This is a genomic window from Streptomyces sp. NPDC101152 (genome assembly GCF_044768275.1).
Taxonomy (GTDB): Bacteria; Actinomycetota; Actinomycetes; order Streptomycetales; family Streptomycetaceae; genus Streptomyces.
Genome location: NZ_JBIWPO010000029.1, coordinates 1 through 15013, shown reverse-complemented (window position 1 = coordinate 15013; position 15013 = coordinate 1). Strand labels below are relative to the sequence as shown.

The window sequence follows — 15013 nt, the reverse complement described above, 5'->3', positions numbered from 1 at the left end:
GTCACCTACCACCCTTCGCGCGGCGCTGCGTCGGCTGCGTCACCCGGTCGAGCATCAGCCCCAGGCACACGATCGCCGCCCCCGCCACCAGCCCCGTCGCCAGATCGCCCTGCGCCAGCCCGAACACGACGTCGTAGCCGAGCGCGCCCCCGCCGACCAGGCCGCCGATGATGACGACGGCGAGGACGAGGACCACGCCCTGGTTGACGGCCAGCAGCAACGCGGGGCGCGCGAGCGGGAGTTGGACCTGCCGCAGCTGCTGGGCCGGGGTCGCGCCGAGCGAGCGGGCCGACTCCAGGGCGGCCGGGTCGACCTGGCGCAGCCCCTGCGTGGTGATGCGGACGACGGCGGGCAGCGCGTAGACCACGGCCGCGGCGACGGCGGGTGCGCGGCCGACGCCGAACAGGGCCACCACCGGGATCAGGTACACGAACTGCGGCATCGTCTGGAAGACGTCCAGGACGGGACGCAGCAGCCGCTCGAAGCGGTCGCTGCGGGCCGCCGCGACACCGGTCGCGAAGCCGAGGACGAGGGTGACGGCGACGGCCGCCAGGACCTGGGAGAGCGTGTCGAGGGACGGCTTCCACACGCCGAGCACGCCGATCGCGGCCATGGCGAGGACCGCGGTGAGCGCGGTGCGCCAGGTGCCGATCAGCCAGGCCAGGGCAGCCACCAGGAGCAGCACCGACCACCAGGGCAGCCACTGCAGGCCGCCGCGGATCGGGTCCAGGACCCAGGTGGTGAAGTGCCCCGCCCAGTCGGCGGTGCCGCCGACGACGGGGACTCCGGAGTAGAGGTGCGCGGTCATCCAGTCGACGGCGCGGTTGACCGGGTCGGCGATGTTCACGGTCCAGGTGCCGGGCCAGTCGAGGCGGCCGGCGAGACGTCCGGCGAGCGCCACGACGACGGCGGCGACGGCCGCGTACAGCCACAGGCGCCCGCTCGCGGGCTCCTCGTCCGTGTTCTCGCCGGCCGCGCAGGTGACGCGGTCCAGGACGACGGCGAGCAGCACGATGGGGATGCCGGCCGCGAGGGCGGCGCCCACGTCGACGGAGGCCAGGGCCTGGTAGACGCGGTCGCCGAGGCCGGCGGCGCCGATGACGGACGCGATGACCGCCATCGACAGCGCCATCATGATCGTCTGGTTGAGGCCGAGGAGGAGTTCCTTGCGGGCCAGCGGGATGCGTGCGGTCAGCAGGCGCTGGCGGGCGGTGGCGCCGAGCGAGTCGACGGCTTCGAGGACCTCCTTGTCGGCGCCGCGCAGACCGAGGGAGGTGAGGCGGGCCATCGGCGGGGCGGCGTAGACGACGGTGGCCAGGACGGCGGCGGGGACGCCGATGCCGAAGACCAGGACGACGGGGAGGAGGTAGGCGAAGGCCGGCAGCACCTGCATGGTGTCCAGGACGGGGCGCAGGGCGTGGTCCAAGCGGTCGGAGAGACCGGCCGCGAGCCCCAGCAGCGCACCGACGATCACCGACGCCAGCACGGCGACCACCATGAGCGCGAGCGTCTGCATGGTGGGCAGCCACATGCCGAGCAGTCCGCAGGCGAGAAACGCTGTCGCCGTGCCGATGGCCAGCCTGAGCCCGGCGACGCGCCAGGCGACGAGGGCGCCGATCGCCGTCACCCCGGCCCATCCGGCGGCGAGCAGGACCAGGTAGACGGCGCGTACGGAGACGACGACCGCGTTGCTGACGTAGCCGAAGCCGTAGAGGAACAGCGGGTGGCTGTCGCGGTTGTCGATGATCCAGTTGCTGGCACCGGTGAGCGGCTTGGAGAGGTCGACGGTCAGGGCGGCCGGCCAACTACCGCTCGCCCACCGGGCGTTGGCGAGGGGCACGAGGATCGCGGCGGCCAGGGCCAGCAGCAGGAGCTTCTGGACGGCCCGGTGTTTGAGGAAGCCGGCCGACAGCGGGACGGGGGCGGTGATGGTCGCCATCAGGCGGCCTCCTTCCGCGGCTGGGTCCCGGCGACGACACCGAGGAGCCGCTCGTGGTCGACGACACCCAGGCAGCGGCCGTTCTCCACGACACACGCGGGTTCGCCGCTCTCGGCGACGACCTTGATCGCGTCGGCGACGAGCTCGTCCGGCGCGAGCGCGCCCGGGTGCTCCGGGCCCGCGCAGCCGCCGGGCCGCATCGCCGTACGGACGGTCATGACCTGCTCGCGGGAGACGTCCCGGACGAACTCGCGGACGTAGTCGTCGGCCGGGCTGCCCACGATCTCCTCCGGGGTGCCCAGCTGCACCACCTGGCCGTCGCGCATCAGCGCGATGCGGTCACCGAGCTTCAGGGCCTCGCTCAGGTCGTGCGTGATGAAGACCATCGTGCGGCCCTCCTCGCGGTGCAGGCGGATCACCTCCTCCTGCATGTCCCGCCGGATGAGGGGGTCGAGGGCGCTGAAGGGCTCGTCGAAGAGCAGGACCTCCGGGTCGGCCGCCAACGCCCGTGCCAGACCGACGCGTTGGCGCTGGCCGCCGGAGAGCTGGCCGGGGCGGCGCTGTTCCATGCCCTCCAGGCCGACCTTGGTGACGACCTGCTGGGCGCGTGCCCGGCGCTCCGCCTTGCCGACGCCCTGGATCTCCAGACCGTAGGCGACGTTGTCGAGGACCGTTCGGTGCGGGAGCAGGCCGAAGTGCTGGAAGACCATCGCGGCGCGGTGCCGGCGCAGTTCGCGCAGGCGGGCCTTGTCCATGGCGCGGACGTCCTCGCCGTCGATGGCGATCGTGCCGGCCGTCGGCTCGATGAGGCGGGTCAGGCAGCGGACGAGGGTGGACTTGCCGGAGCCCGACAGGCCCATCACCACGAAGACCTCGCCTTTGCGGACGTCGAAGGAGACGTCCCGGACGGCGGCCGTACAGCCGGTGCGGGAGCGGAGTTCGGAGGGCGCGAGAGCGGACAGTTCGGCGTCGGCGGGGACGCTGTCCGCCTTCGGGCCGAACACCTTCCACAGACCGTCGACGGAGAAGACGGGCTTCTCGATGGCCGTGCTCATCACGCACCACCTCCGATCAGGTCGACGGCCTTCTCACCGACCATGAGGACCCCGATCATCGGGTTCACGGCGGTCATGGTGGGGAAGACCGAGGCGTCGGCGATCCGGATGCCCTCCAGGCCGCGGATTCTCAACTCGGGGTCGACGACGGCGAGTTCGTCGTCCGTCGCGCCCATCTTGCAGGTGCCGGCGGGGTGGTAGACGGTGTGCGCGACCTTGCGCGCGTACTCGCTCAGCTCCGCGTCGCCGGTGATCTCCGGCCCCGGGCACACCTCCCGCTTGAGCCAGCCGGCCAGTGGTTCGGTCCGTGCGATCTCGCGGGCGATGCGGATGCCGTCGACGAGGGTGCGGCCGTCGTAGTCGTCCTCGTCGGTGAAGTACCGGAAGTCGAGGGCGGGCTTGACCGACGGGTCCGCGCTCGTCAGGTAGAGGCGGCCGCGGCTCCTCGGCTTGGGGATGTTGGGGGTCATCGACACCCCGTGCGAGGGGCGTTCGTAACCGAGACGTTCCGGGTTGTCCGTGAAGGGGACCTGGTAGAAGTGGAACATCAGGTCAGGGCCCGCGTGGTCGGGGTCGCGGCGGACGAACAGGCCGGCGTCGCTGTCCATCGCGGAGTTCTCCGGGATGGGGCCGTCGGTCTCCCAGACGATCACCGACTCGGGGTGGTCGAGGAGGTTCTCGCCGACGCCGGGCAGGTCGTGGACGACCGGGATGCCGAGGGCTTCGAGGTCGGCGCGCGGGCCGATGCCGGAGTGCAGCAGCAGACGGGGCGAGTCGACGGCGCCCGCGCACAGGACGACCTCGCGCCGGGCGCGTACGGGGATCTCCTCGCCGTCCTTCGTGCGGACGTGCACGCCTTCCGCGCGGGTGCCGTTCAGCTCCAGCCGGTACGCCCAGGTCTCCAGCAGGATCGTCAGGTTGGGACGCTCGTCCATCACCGGGTGGAGGTAGGCCACCGACGCGCTGGAGCGCTTGTTGGTCTCGGGGTGGTAGGCGAGGTCGAAGAAGCCGACGCCGTCGTCGAACGGCTTCTTGTTGAAGCCCTCGACGCGGGGGACGTCGAGCGCCTTCTGGGCGGCGTCGACGAAGTCGCGGGCGATGGCGTTCCGGTCCTTCTCGTCGACCGGGACGATGTTGTTCTTCAGGCGGGCGAAGTAGGCCTCCATCGGCACCGCGCCCCAGCCCTTGGCGCCGGCCGCCTCCCACTCGTCCCAGTCGGAGGGCAGCGGCTTGAAGGCGATCAGCGTGTTGTGGGAGGAACAGCCGCCGAGGACGCGGGCCCGGCTGTGCCGGATGTGGGAGTTGCCGCGTGGCTGCTCGGTGGTGGGGTAGTCGTAGTCGAGTTCACCGCCGAGCAGGCCCATCCAACGGCGCAGCGTCAGGACGTCCTCTCTGCCGACGTCGCTGGGGCCGCCCTCGATGACGGCGACCGTGACGTCGGGGTTCTCGGTGAGGCGGGAGGCTATGACGGAGCCTGCCGTGCCGCCGCCGATGACGACGTAGTCGTAGGTGTGGGGGTTCTCGGGCATGGGGGGAGTGCTCCAAAGCGCGGGGAACGTACGGGAGTCGGGTGGCTTCGTACGGGTGGGGGCGTACGGAGGTCGATGAGGCGTACGGAAGTCGGGGGCGGGGTGGAGGAGTTGAGGGTCAGCCAGCGAACCAGCGCACCGGCTTGGGCGCCAGGTTCTGGTACACGTGCTTGGTCTCCCGGTACTCGGCGAGTCCGGCCGGCCCCAGCTCGCGGCCGACGCCGCTCTTGCCGAAGCCGCCCCACTCCGCCTGCGGGAGGTAGGGGTGGAAGTCGTTGATCCAGACGGTGCCGTGCCGCAGCCGGGCGGCGACCCGTCGGGCGCGGCCGGCGTCGGAGGTCCAGACGGCGCCGGCGAGGCCGTACTCGGTGTCGTTGGCCAGGGCGACCGCCTCGTCCTCGGCGCGGAAGGTCTCCACGGTCAGTACCGGCCCGAAGACCTCCTCGCGGACGACCTTCATCTCGCGGTGGCACTGGTCGAGGACCGTCGGCTCGTAGAAGTAGCCGGTCGCGGGGCGCTCGGGCGCGGGGTCGGGCCGCTTGCCGCCGCAGCGCAGCACCGCGCCCTCCTCCAGCGCCGAGGCCACGTACGCCTCGACCTTGGCGCGCTGCTGCTCGGAGACGAGGGGCCCGCACTCGACACCGTCCTCGGTGCCCCGGCCGAGGCGTATACGGCTCGCCCGGCGGGCGAGTTCGGCGACGAAGCGCTCGCGCAGCGACTCCTCGACGATGAGGCGGGCGCCTGCCGAGCAGACCTGGCCGCTGTGGATGAAGGCCGCGTTGAGGGCCTGGTCGACGGCTGTGTCGAAGCCCTCCTCGGTGGCGCAGGCGTCGGCGAAGACGACGTTGGGGTTCTTGCCGCCGAGTTCCAGCGCGACCTTCTTGACGCTCGGCGCGGCGGCCTGCGCGACCTTGGTGCCGCTGACCAGGCCGCCGGTGAAGGAGACCAGGTCGACGTCGGGGTGCTCGGCGAGGCGGGCGCCGACGGAGTGTCCGGGTCCGGTGACGACTCCGGCGACCCCGGTGGGCAGTCCGGCCTCGGTGAGCAGGTCGATGAGGGCGACCGTGGTGAGCGGGGTGATCTCGCTCGGCTTGACGACGAAGGTGTTGCCGGCCGCGAGAGCCGGGGCGATCTTCCAACTGGCCTGGAGAAGGGGGTAGTTCCAGGGGGTGATCAGCGCGCAGACGCCGACCGGTTCGTGGACGACGACACTGTGGATGTCGGGCGAGCCCGCGTCGACGACCCGGCCCGGCGCCTCGCCGGCCACCAGGTCGGCGAAGTAGCGGAAGGCGTCGGCGACGCAGTCGATGTCGACCCGGCCCTCCTCGACGGTCTTGCCGGCGTCCTGACTCTCGAGCCGGCCCAGCCGTTCGCGGTCGCGTACGAGAAGATCGGCGACGCGACGCAGCAGTGCGGCGCGCTCGGCGACGGGGGTGCGCGGCCAGTCGCCGTGGTCGAAGGCGTGCCGGGCGGCCGCGACGGCCAGGTCGGTGTCCTTTTCGTCACCGTCCGCGACCAGGGCGAAGGGCCGGCCGTCCGCGGGGTCGAGGATCTCGCGCGTGGCTCCGGAGACGGCTTCTCGCCATTCTCCCGCCACGTGGATGGTCGCCTGCGCGTCGAGCTCCAGGCCTTCTGCCCTGTCCGCCATGTCTGGGTACTGCCTTCCGTTCCTGTTCAGCCTCCGTGAGTCACAGCGTTGTCACCCACCGGGACCGTGAGCACATGCCCTCCGGCTCACATTGCATGCGCAATCCACGGCGGAAAGTGCGCAGCGTCACTGAACATGCGGGCAAATAGGGCGAACCGTAGGCTGGGGGTGACGCGCACCACGGAGGTGACGCCATGTCCGGCAGAGCACTGGCGTGTACGGCGGCGAGTGTCGTGCTCGCCCTCACCCCGTCCGCCCTCGCCGTGGCGGTCGACAGCAGCGGCGGCCCCTCCGCCCAGCAGCTGGCCCAGGAGGCGAAGAAGAACCTCCTCGCCGCCACGTCCGTCCATCTGAAACTGACGGACCACAGCGCGGGGACGGCCGCGAACAAGAACTCGCCGACCTTCATGGATCTGACCCTGGACCGGAAGGGGAACTGTGCCGGCACCCTGCGGATGGGCGGGAACGGCGGCAGCGTCGAACTGATCAAGCAGGGCGTGCAGGTGTGGATGAAGCCCGACACCGCGTTCTGGAAGGCGCAGGTGCCCGGCCCGCAGGGTGGCGCCGTCGCCCAGCTCTTCAAGGACCGCTACATCCATGGCACCACGAACGACTCCATGCTCAAGGGCCTGTCCGGCACCTGCGACCTGAACGCCTTCCAGAAGCAGGTCGACACCGGGCCGTCCTCGGCCGGCAAGTCCCTCACCAAGGGCGCCGAGACGACCGTCGACGGCACGAAGGTGATCCCCCTGACGGGCACCGAGAACGGCAAGCGGGCGGTCCTGTACGTCTCTTCGAGCACGCCGTACCGCCTGGTCGAGGCCACGCAGCAGGGGCGCGGCACCGACACGACGCTGACCTTCTCCGACTACGACAAGCCGGTGCCGTCCGCCACGCCGTCGCCGGACCAGTCGGTCGACGTCGGCAAGCTGCAACAGCGGCTGCAGAGCACCTGAGTCAGTTGCTGCTGCTCGGGCTGGTCCCGCAGGTCGTGTTCGGCGGGCAGAACCACTGCAACGCGGTGGCCAGCTTGACGAGTTCGTCGTCACGGCCGTCGGAGTCGGGGCCGTAGGAGGCGATGGCGTAGATGTTGCTGTCCTGGGCGACGAAGCGCTCGTCGTAGACGTGCCAGGTGCCGACGTCGGGCTCGCCCTTGATCGTGGTGGCCAGGTACTCCAGCCGGGCGCCGGTGAACTGCCCGTCGTTGAGGGTCTGCAGGCCGAGCTTCTGGAAACCGGCCGGCTTGGGGGTCTGGTCGGACAGGTACAGGTCGAAGGAGGCCTGCGGGGTCGCCTCCCGCACCTGGTACACCTGCAGCCGGTGCCGGCTGTCCGCGCTGCGGTAGTTGACCACGGCGATCCCGTACTGCGAGGGCGAGGAGGACCGCGTCCACCCCTGCGGTACGGCGATCCGGAACCCCTCCGGATCGTCGCGCAGCTCGTATCCGGCTGGCGGCGACGCGGACGCCGAGGCGGAGGCGGAGTCGGAGGGCGTCCCGGTGTCCTGGGCGAACGGCGAGCCCGACCCGGTGGGCGACACGCTCACCGTGGCGGAGGACCGGGCGGCGACGGGCTTCTTGTGTCCCCCGCCTCCCTTCCCGACGACCAGGGTCACCACGAGGCTCACGGCGACCCCGACCACGGCGGCCCCGACGACCACGGACCACACGAACCGCCGGTTCAGCCCACCGCCGGTGGCAGGCGGCGGGGCCGGTTGCTCCACGGGCGGCCAGGAGGCCCCGGTGGCCCACTCGGGCGCGAGGCCGCCGCCCCCGTCCACGACCGTCCCCCCGGCATCAGGACCGTGCCAGACGCTCCCCGCCCCGGCACCGGGCCAGCCACCGGGTGGAGTCGACGGCGCAGGGGGAACCGGCGGTGGTTCGACCGTCGGATGGCTGCCCGTGCCGTCCTCCCAGCGCTGGGTGTCCTCGTTCCAGTACTGTCCGCCCCCGCTCATCGTGTCCCGCTCACATCCCCAGCAGGCCGGCCAGGGTGCCGGCGGAGGCGAGGAAGGTGACCAGGGCCTGGGAGTCGGACAGCAGCTCGCGCAGGCGTTCGCGGCGGGTGGGGCCGGCCTGTCCCGTCGTCGTGATCTCCGTCTCCGTGTCGGCCAGCGCCTCGTCGAGCTCGGCCGTCTGCCCGGTGCCGCGCACCCGTCCCAGGTCGGCGCGCAACTCCCGTACCGCCGCGAGGAGTTGTTCCGTCGCCTCGTCGGGCTGCGCCCCCGTGGCGTGGTGCACGTGGTGGCTCTCGGCGTGTGAACCGCTGCCGATGGAGAACGTGTTGTTCCCGGAGATGTCCCCGATGTTGACGCTCGGCTGCTCACTTGGCATGGCTGCCGGCTCCCTTCTGCGGCACCGAGCCGCCCGAGACGCTGGAGGAGGAGGCGGACGAGCCACTGCCCACCGCGAAGGTGGACCCCTCGATCCGGCCGATGTTGACGTCGCCGTTGCTGATGTTCACGACCTTCTGGACGAACTCGCCGGTCTCGTAACCGGATTCGGCGAGCGCGGCCCGCACCCCGTTCGCCACCCGGTCCTGCACGCTCTTGAGGTAGCGCACCACGTCCATCTCCTGGAACGTGGACCCGGTCGCGCTCGCCCCCACCTCCCGTACGGACAGCGCCGGTCCGTCCGGCAGCGCGCCCGCGTAGCCGCCGGTCAGCAGCCGCCACGCGTACACCAGGCCCCGGCCGAGCTGGCCGAGCGCGCGGCCCACGGAACCCGGCACCATGACGAGGGCGCTCGCCGTCTTGCCGAGCAGGTTGTTGTTGCGGAACCGGTGCGCCGTACGGTCGGCGTCCTTGAACTCCTCGCGCACCGGCGTCAGCACGTGCGGGGCGATCTCCAGCATGAGCATCCGGCCCTGCGTGTGGATGCGCACGAACACCGTGACGACCAGCTCCTCCTCCCAGCCGCCGACCCGGATGCGCAGGAAGTGCCGCCGCTTCTCGGCGCCCTCCTCCACCGCCCGGGCCCGGTGCTCCTCGAAGGCCTGCGGGGTGTACGGCGCCTGGTCGCGGGTGGGCAGTCCCTCGGCCGGCAGGAACACGCACTCGTCGATCTCCAGCCAGCGCAGCCGGTCCCGGACCCCGGGTCCCGCGTACTCGGCCGGGACGCGCAGCTGTTCGAGCAGCGGGCGGATCCGCTCCAGGACCGCGCGGTTGCTGAGCGGCTGCTGCTGCGCCCCCTCGTCCGGGCGGAGTTCGACGGCGAGGACCCAGGGGTCGTACGCGTCGCCCGCCCCGCAGAACGGGCGTGCCTCGTGGTACATGATCAGCGGCGCGTGCTGCTCGAGCCGGATGCGCCGCCTCAGCCGCTTGAACCGCGCGTTGTCGGCGTCCTCGGCGGGGTCGTGCAGGACGTCCGGGAAGCGCTGCGGGGACAGCTCGGCGGTCAGCGCACGGCTGAACTGGGTGCGCTGGGCGTGCGAGCACCAGGCGACGCCGGCGAGCACACCGAGCGCGAGCCAGGCCCGCCAGGGGGCGATCAGGGCTCCCGAGCCGCTCAGCGTGAGCACGTCCGTCAGGCTCGGCGACGAGGAGGACGAGCCGTAGTAGGGGTCGTACGGGCCGCTGGAGGAGCTGCCCCCCGAGCCGACGCCGAACGCGAGGGCGACGAGGAGGGCCAGCAGCAAAGCGAAGCTGACGCGGCCCCACCAGCGGACGAAGAACGCGGCGACCCTGCGGTACGTCTTCGCCTGCTCGCCGCGTCCCCGGATCCAGGGCGCGAGGGCGAGCAGCACGCTGGGCCAGAGGAAGAAGGCCAGCAGGCCCGCGCTCAGGATGCTCCCGACCACCCACAGGCCGAGGATCCCGCCGGCCCACAGCAGTTCGAAGCGGCGGGCGCGCAGGGCGTGGGCCAGGACCCGCGCGGCGTCGAAGCCGAGCGAGGGCGCGACGATGCGCTGCTCGTTGAGGTGGAGTTCCTCGATGACCCGGTCGCGGTAACCGGAATCCAGATAGGCGCCGGCGCACAGCAGCCGGGTCGCCTCGCTGGCGTGCGGTGGGACGGACGGTGCCGGCGGCGCCGCGGCGGACGCCACGGGCTGCGGTTGCTGAGGCACGTATGCGGTACTCACGCTACTCCCCCGATGCGTGGAAAGACCGTTGTCAGACGTTCAGTTGACAAGCCATCAGCATAGAGGGGCCGGTGGTGGGGGGAAAGCGGAATGCAGAGGAGTTCCCCTTATGTGCACTGTGCGCCCGTCGGGCAGAAGTGCCGCACCGCCGCTTTCAGCGGTTCCCGCACCTGTTCGGGGTCCGTGGCCGCCGGTCCACTGGAACGGATCGCGTACAGCGTGCCGTCGGCGGCCTCGAAGCGGTGGTCGATGACCTGCCGGGGGCCCTTGTCCGCGTCGGTGTAGCGGTACGTCAGCTCCGCCCAGGTGTCGCCGTGGTCCCGCTGGAGGACCCGGTAGCCGGGCTGCTTGTCGAAGCCGTAGCCGGGGTCGGTCTCGGCGAGGGTCAGGGACTTGTAGGGGGTGGACTCCGTGACCTTGAAGATCTGCAGCTGGCGCCCGTCGGTGCCGTCGTAGTGGACGACCGGCGCGAGCTTGCCCGGCGTCTGGCGGCGCGTCCAGCCCTGCGGTACGTCGAGGGCGTAGCCGAGCGGGTCCTGGACGCGCCGGTAGCCGGCGGCGGGCGAGGTCAGGAGCGAGGCCGACGGGCTCGCGGACGCGGCGGTCGACGCGGTGCCCTGCGGCTCGGAACTCTGGTGCGCCGAGGGCGGCGCGCCGGCGGAGGTGGCGGTAACGGGAGCGGCCACGGTGCCGGTGCGGTGCTCCCGCAGGAGGTACCAGGTCCCGGCCCCGGTCCCCGCGCCGACCAGCACGACGAGGGCGATCACACCGAGCACCCTCCCGGCACGGCGCCGGGGCGCCGAGGGGGAGGCGGGAGGCAGGGTGTACGGCGGTGTGGGAGCGCCGGTGTAGGCGGGACCCGGCGGCGCGGGAGGCCCCGGGTACACCGCGCCCGGCGGTGGCGGTACCCAGGGCGGCGGGAGGGTGCCGCCGGTCTGGGTCTCGGCCGACGCCCAGGGCGGCACGGCCGACGTGTCGCCCGCGGACCAGGCGGCCCGGCCTCTGTCCTCGCTCGGTTCCCGTTTTGGTCCGGAGCCCGCCCCGGCGCCGTACTCGTCCCATCCGCTCATCGCGCCCCCCCCCGAATCACCCCTGGTGGGTGCCGCCTACGACGGTAGCGGCGAAAACGGTCGCGGGCCCCGTTCCGGCCGAAACCGGAACAGGGCCCGTGCGGGCTCGTGACGAAACCGTGGAACGAACGGCCGTCAGATGAGGCCGAGGCCGCGGACCGCCTCGCGCTCCTCCTCGAGCTCCTTGACGGAGGCGTCGATGCGGGCGCGGGAGAACTCGTTGATGTCCAGGCCCTGGACGATCTCGTACTGGCCGTCCTTGGTGGTGACCGGGAAGGAGGAGATCAGGCCCTCCGGGACGCCGTAGGAGCCGTCCGACGGGATGCCCATGGAGACCCAGTCGCCGTCGGCGGTGCCGTTGACCCAGGTGTACACGTGATCGATGGCGGCGTTGGCGGCGGACGCGGCGGAGGAGGCGCCACGGGCCTCGATGATCGCGGCGCCGCGCTTGGCGACGGTCGGGATGAAGTCCTCGGCCAGCCACTTCTCGTCGTTCACGACCTCGGCGGCGTTCTTGCCGGCGACCGTGGCGTGGAAGATGTCGGGGTACTGGGTGGCGGAGTGGTTGCCCCAGATCGTCAGACGCTTGATGTCGGCGACCGTGGAGCCCGTCTTCTTCGCGAGCTGGGTCAGCGCGCGGTTGTGGTCCAGGCGGGTCATCGCGGTGAAGCGCTCGGCCGGTACGTCCGGGGCGGCGGCCTGGGCGATCAGGGCGTTGGTGTTGGCCGGGTTGCCGACGACGAGGACCTTGATGTCGTCCGCGGCGTGGTCGTTGATGGCCTTGCCCTGCGGCTTGAAGATGCCGCCGTTGGCCTCCAGCAGGTCGCCGCGCTCCATGCCCTTGGTGCGGGGGCGGGCGCCGACGAGGAGGGCTACGTTGGTGCCGTCGAAGGCGACGTTCGGGTCGTCGCTGATGTCGATGCCCTGCAGGAGCGGGAACGCGCAGTCGTCCAGCTCCATGGCCGTGCCCTCGGCTGCCTTCAGGGCGGGCGTGATCTCGAGGAGGCGGAGCTTGACCGGCACGTCCGCGCCGAGCAGCTGGCCTGAGGCGATGCGGAAGAGGAGGGCGTAACCGATCTGGCCGGCCGCGCCGGTGACGGTGACGTTCACGGGAGTGCGGGTCATGGCGTTCTCCGTAGGACAGCTGGCGGTGGGCGTCCTTGCCCTGGGGTACGGACGGGACGTACAAATGATCGATCTCTTGGTGTCAAGAGATCCATCCGTCAGGCTATCGCGCATCCGGGATCCCGGACGCGCGGGTCCGTGTGGCCCGGCCCACAGAGTGAATCCGCGCGGAAAAAACGCGGCCGGCAGGAATAGCCACCCGCATCCAGGGCACGCGAACCGTACCCCCACGGGAGTCCGGCACAGTCGGTACCCCCCACCGGCGGCCGCCCCGTCCCTCCTCTCCCGGACGGGCGGCCGTCCCCTCTCTTTCCGCCGCTCCTACCGCGTGCACCCCTTCACCCCGGAGGCCAGCGTGGCGCAGGCCTTCGCCCCGGTCGCGTCCTTCACGGCGACCATCGGCGTGTACGCGATGGTGTCGCCGGCCTGGGTGATGCTGTCGCTCTCCTTGGCCCTGCCCGCGACGACCTGGACGGAGTCGCCCGGTGCGCCGGCGGTGACCCGGCCCCAGGCGGCGCCGCAGGTCTTGCTGTAGCGCACCTCCAGGGTGACCGTGCCGACGGTGGCGGTCTTGGCGGTCGTCACCTCGGCGGCGTCCTTGGTGCAGCCCATGACCTCCGCGTCCTTGCCGGTGCAGGAGGCGCCGGCGCACTTCACGCCGGCCGGGAGGACGGCGGAGCTGACCGAGGGCGACGGCGAGGCCTTGGCGCTCGCCTTCTTGCCGCCGCCGTGGTCGGTCAGGAAGAACACCGCCGCCATGACCACCAGGACGCCGACCAGCCCCGCGAGGAACATCGTCAGCCGCCGCCGGCCGACGCCCGAGGAGGAACCCTCGCCGGGCCGGTCGGCCCGCGGCGGCTCGTCGCGCGGCCCCGGCGCCCGGTCGGGGCCGTCGGACGCGGGTCCCTGCGGGGCCGCGCCGAGCACGGGCGACCGTCCGCCGTTCTGCGGGGGCCCCTGGTATCCGGCCAGCCGCCAGGAGTTGACCGCGGACGAGCCCTCCGCGGACGCGGCCGCGGAGGCCTCCGAGGCGCCGGCGGCACCGCTGTCACGCACCGTGCCCGCCGACTCCCGAGGATCCGACGGCGTCGGCTGCGGCGGCACCGTCGGCGCCACCCCCGCCGGTCCCGCGATCCCCGGCGTCACCGTCGCGCTGCCGCTCTTCCTGGCCGTCCTGGCGGCGCCCTTGGCGTTCGCTGGAGGCGTCCCGAAGTCACCGAACTCCCCGAGGGCGGCGCGCGCCTGGGAGATGCGGATGGCCTCCATGGTCATGTCGTGGCGCATCTCCGAACGGCTCCAGGCACGCTCGGCGAGCTCCCACATCGTCGTCAGATGGATCGGGTTGGTGCCCGTGACCTCGGCCAGCGCGACGATCGCGCCCTTCGGCGCGAGCAGCCGGCCGTTCAGATACCGCTCCCAGGACGTCTTGCTGTAGCCCGTGCGGTCGGCCACCGACGCGACACTGAGGCCACTGCGGTCCACGAGCCGCCGCAACTGGCTCGCGAACTCCCTGACCTGCGGATCCAGTTCATCCGGCAAGGCCCTCCAACGTGGCATTGCTACCCCCCCACTTCCCCCCGGTCCGGTGCTGGTCTTCCTCGCGTCTTCCCCGCCCGCCCGGGCTCTCAGTTCCCCGACCGGGGGCGCACGGGTGCATCCACGGTCGGACGCGCCCACGCTAGCCCTCCCGTCGAACAACCCCGTGTCAAATCCGCAAACTTGTCAATACATCGACACCTTAGCCGCACACGGACAACCCCACCCGTCCCGGACACATCCGCCCCACCCAGGGGCAACTCACCCCAGAGCGAGCGCCCCGCCGACCGCGACCAGCAGCATGAGGACCAGCAGCAGCACGGCGGACAGCAGCAGCCGCGCACCGGGCACGCGCTCCCTCCCGTGGTCCTCGGGCGTGTCCCACCAGGGCAGCGTGGGATCGTCCTCATACCCGGCCGCCGCCTCCCCCTCGGCCGGTTTCGCCGGGCGCGGCCACGCCTGGACCGCCAGTTCCCAGCGGACCCCGAAGCGCTCGGCGTCGGTGTCGGCGAGCCCGGCGATCCGGCACAGCGCGGCCACGGCCTGCCGCGGCGGCGGCTGGGTGGCGTTGAGGTAGCGGTGCCAGGAGGACTTGCTGTACGCGGTCTTGGCGCCGAGCGCGACGAGGCTGAGCCCCGTCCGGTCCTTCAGGAGCCGCAACTGCTCCACGAAGTGCCGCACCTCCGCCGGCAGATCGTCCGGCAGCGGCTGCCAGCCGCCCATCACACACCTCCCGCTCTGTGCTCGTCTGAGCAGGTGACGAAGCCGGCCGGCCGTTGGTTCCCACGTGCCGCCGGCGTGGCGGAACGGTCACCTCCGTGCCACAGCGCGCCCCGGGCCGTTGAACAGGCCCTTCACGGCGCAGCAGGCTGGCAGACGGCGACGGCCCGTCCTCGCCCGGGGGAGAGGACGGGCCGTCGCCGTGTGAGGTTGCGTGCTAGTGCAGCGCCGCATTGATCTTGCGGGGGTCTGTGTCCCGCTGTCAGCAGACGAAGGGGCTGCTGACAGCGGGCAGTGATGTGTCAGTTCTTG

The 15013-nt window shown here is 72.1% G+C and carries 12 protein-coding genes; 1 reads left to right on the top strand and 11 read right to left on the bottom strand.

Features of this window, described 5'->3' with window-relative positions; genetic code table 11:
- Position 1: 1 nt before the first annotated feature.
- The 4 genes from ACIRVK_RS30085 to ACIRVK_RS30070 all read right to left on the bottom strand — a co-directional run bounded on the left by ACIRVK_RS30085 (position 2) and on the right by ACIRVK_RS30070 (position 6171).
- On the bottom strand, positions 2-1939 hold the full coding sequence (locus ACIRVK_RS30085; protein WP_404252525.1) for an ABC transporter permease: 1938 nt from the start codon (positions 1937-1939) through the stop codon (positions 2-4).
- Positions 1939-2994 carry a glycine betaine/L-proline ABC transporter ATP-binding protein gene (locus ACIRVK_RS30080; protein WP_404252523.1) on the bottom strand — a complete coding sequence of 352 codons (1056 nt, stop codon included), beginning with the start codon at positions 2992-2994 and terminating at the stop codon, positions 1939-1941. The genes ACIRVK_RS30085 and ACIRVK_RS30080 overlap by 1 nt, the downstream gene beginning before the upstream one ends.
- Positions 2994-4523: a GMC family oxidoreductase gene (locus ACIRVK_RS30075; protein WP_404252521.1), complete on the bottom strand. Its 1530-nt coding sequence runs from the start codon at positions 4521-4523 to the stop codon at positions 2994-2996. Before ACIRVK_RS30075 ends, ACIRVK_RS30080 begins: the two co-directional genes overlap by 1 nt.
- Positions 4524-4641: 118 nt before the next feature.
- The gene (locus ACIRVK_RS30070; RefSeq protein WP_404252519.1) at positions 4642-6171 is read right to left on the bottom strand and encodes an aldehyde dehydrogenase family protein; all 1530 of its coding nucleotides are present in this window, start codon (positions 6169-6171) and stop codon (positions 4642-4644) included.
- Between the two features lie 194 nt (positions 6172-6365).
- Between ACIRVK_RS30070 and ACIRVK_RS30065 the strand changes: the two genes are divergently transcribed.
- On the top strand, positions 6366-7127 hold the full coding sequence (locus ACIRVK_RS30065; RefSeq protein ID WP_404252517.1) for a hypothetical protein: 762 nt from the start codon (positions 6366-6368) through the stop codon (positions 7125-7127).
- Between the two features lies 1 nt (position 7128).
- On the opposite strand, the gene ACIRVK_RS30060 is transcribed toward ACIRVK_RS30065, so the two are convergent.
- The 7 genes from ACIRVK_RS30060 to ACIRVK_RS30030 form a co-directional block, all read right to left on the bottom strand.
- The gene (locus ACIRVK_RS30060) at positions 7129-8127 is read right to left on the bottom strand and encodes a hypothetical protein (protein WP_404252515.1); all 999 of its coding nucleotides are present in this window, start codon (positions 8125-8127) and stop codon (positions 7129-7131) included.
- A gap of 10 nt (positions 8128-8137) precedes the next feature.
- Positions 8138-8503 carry a hypothetical protein gene (locus ACIRVK_RS30055; protein ID WP_404252513.1) on the bottom strand — a complete coding sequence of 122 codons (366 nt, stop codon included), beginning with the start codon at positions 8501-8503 and terminating at the stop codon, positions 8138-8140.
- Complete coding sequence (locus ACIRVK_RS30050) at positions 8493-10250, bottom strand: hypothetical protein (protein WP_404252511.1); 1758 nt, start codon at positions 10248-10250, stop codon at positions 8493-8495. The genes ACIRVK_RS30055 and ACIRVK_RS30050 overlap by 11 nt, the downstream gene beginning before the upstream one ends.
- A gap of 107 nt (positions 10251-10357) precedes the next feature.
- Complete coding sequence (locus tag ACIRVK_RS30045) at positions 10358-11320, bottom strand: hypothetical protein (RefSeq protein WP_404252509.1); 963 nt, start codon at positions 11318-11320, stop codon at positions 10358-10360.
- Between the two features lie 135 nt (positions 11321-11455).
- Positions 11456-12445, bottom strand: coding sequence for a malate dehydrogenase (locus tag ACIRVK_RS30040; protein ID WP_404252507.1), 990 nt, complete (start codon positions 12443-12445; stop codon positions 11456-11458).
- A gap of 321 nt (positions 12446-12766) precedes the next feature.
- On the bottom strand, positions 12767-13984 hold the full coding sequence (locus ACIRVK_RS30035) for a DUF2690 domain-containing protein (RefSeq protein WP_404252505.1): 1218 nt from the start codon (positions 13982-13984) through the stop codon (positions 12767-12769).
- Positions 13985-14242: 258 nt separating this feature from the next.
- On the bottom strand, positions 14243-14704 hold the full coding sequence (locus ACIRVK_RS30030; RefSeq protein WP_404252503.1) for a helix-turn-helix domain-containing protein: 462 nt from the start codon (positions 14702-14704) through the stop codon (positions 14243-14245).
- Positions 14705-15013: the final 309 nt, after the last annotated feature.

What these genes read in the sequence shown, in the direction of transcription:
- ACIRVK_RS30065 (WP_404252517.1), top strand. Translation starts at nt 6,366, where the DNA reads ATGTCCGGCAGAGCACTGGCGTGTACGGCGGCGAGTGTCGTGCTCGCC.
- ACIRVK_RS30040 (WP_404252507.1), bottom strand. Translation starts at nt 12,445, where the DNA reads ATGACCCGCACTCCCGTGAACGTCACCGTCACCGGCGCGGCCGGCCAG.
- ACIRVK_RS30075 (WP_404252521.1), bottom strand. Translation starts at nt 4,523, where the DNA reads ATGCCCGAGAACCCCCACACCTACGACTACGTCGTCATCGGCGGCGGC.
- ACIRVK_RS30060 (WP_404252515.1), bottom strand. Translation starts at nt 8,127, where the DNA reads ATGAGCGGGGGCGGACAGTACTGGAACGAGGACACCCAGCGCTGGGAG.
- ACIRVK_RS30045 (WP_404252509.1), bottom strand. Translation starts at nt 11,320, where the DNA reads ATGAGCGGATGGGACGAGTACGGCGCCGGGGCGGGCTCCGGACCAAAA.
- ACIRVK_RS30030 (WP_404252503.1), bottom strand. Translation starts at nt 14,704, where the DNA reads ATGGGCGGCTGGCAGCCGCTGCCGGACGATCTGCCGGCGGAGGTGCGG.
- ACIRVK_RS30085 (WP_404252525.1), bottom strand. Translation starts at nt 1,939, where the DNA reads ATGGCGACCATCACCGCCCCCGTCCCGCTGTCGGCCGGCTTCCTCAAA.
- ACIRVK_RS30055 (WP_404252513.1), bottom strand. Translation starts at nt 8,503, where the DNA reads ATGCCAAGTGAGCAGCCGAGCGTCAACATCGGGGACATCTCCGGGAAC.
- ACIRVK_RS30070 (WP_404252519.1), bottom strand. Translation starts at nt 6,171, where the DNA reads ATGGCGGACAGGGCAGAAGGCCTGGAGCTCGACGCGCAGGCGACCATC.
- ACIRVK_RS30080 (WP_404252523.1), bottom strand. Translation starts at nt 2,994, where the DNA reads ATGAGCACGGCCATCGAGAAGCCCGTCTTCTCCGTCGACGGTCTGTGG.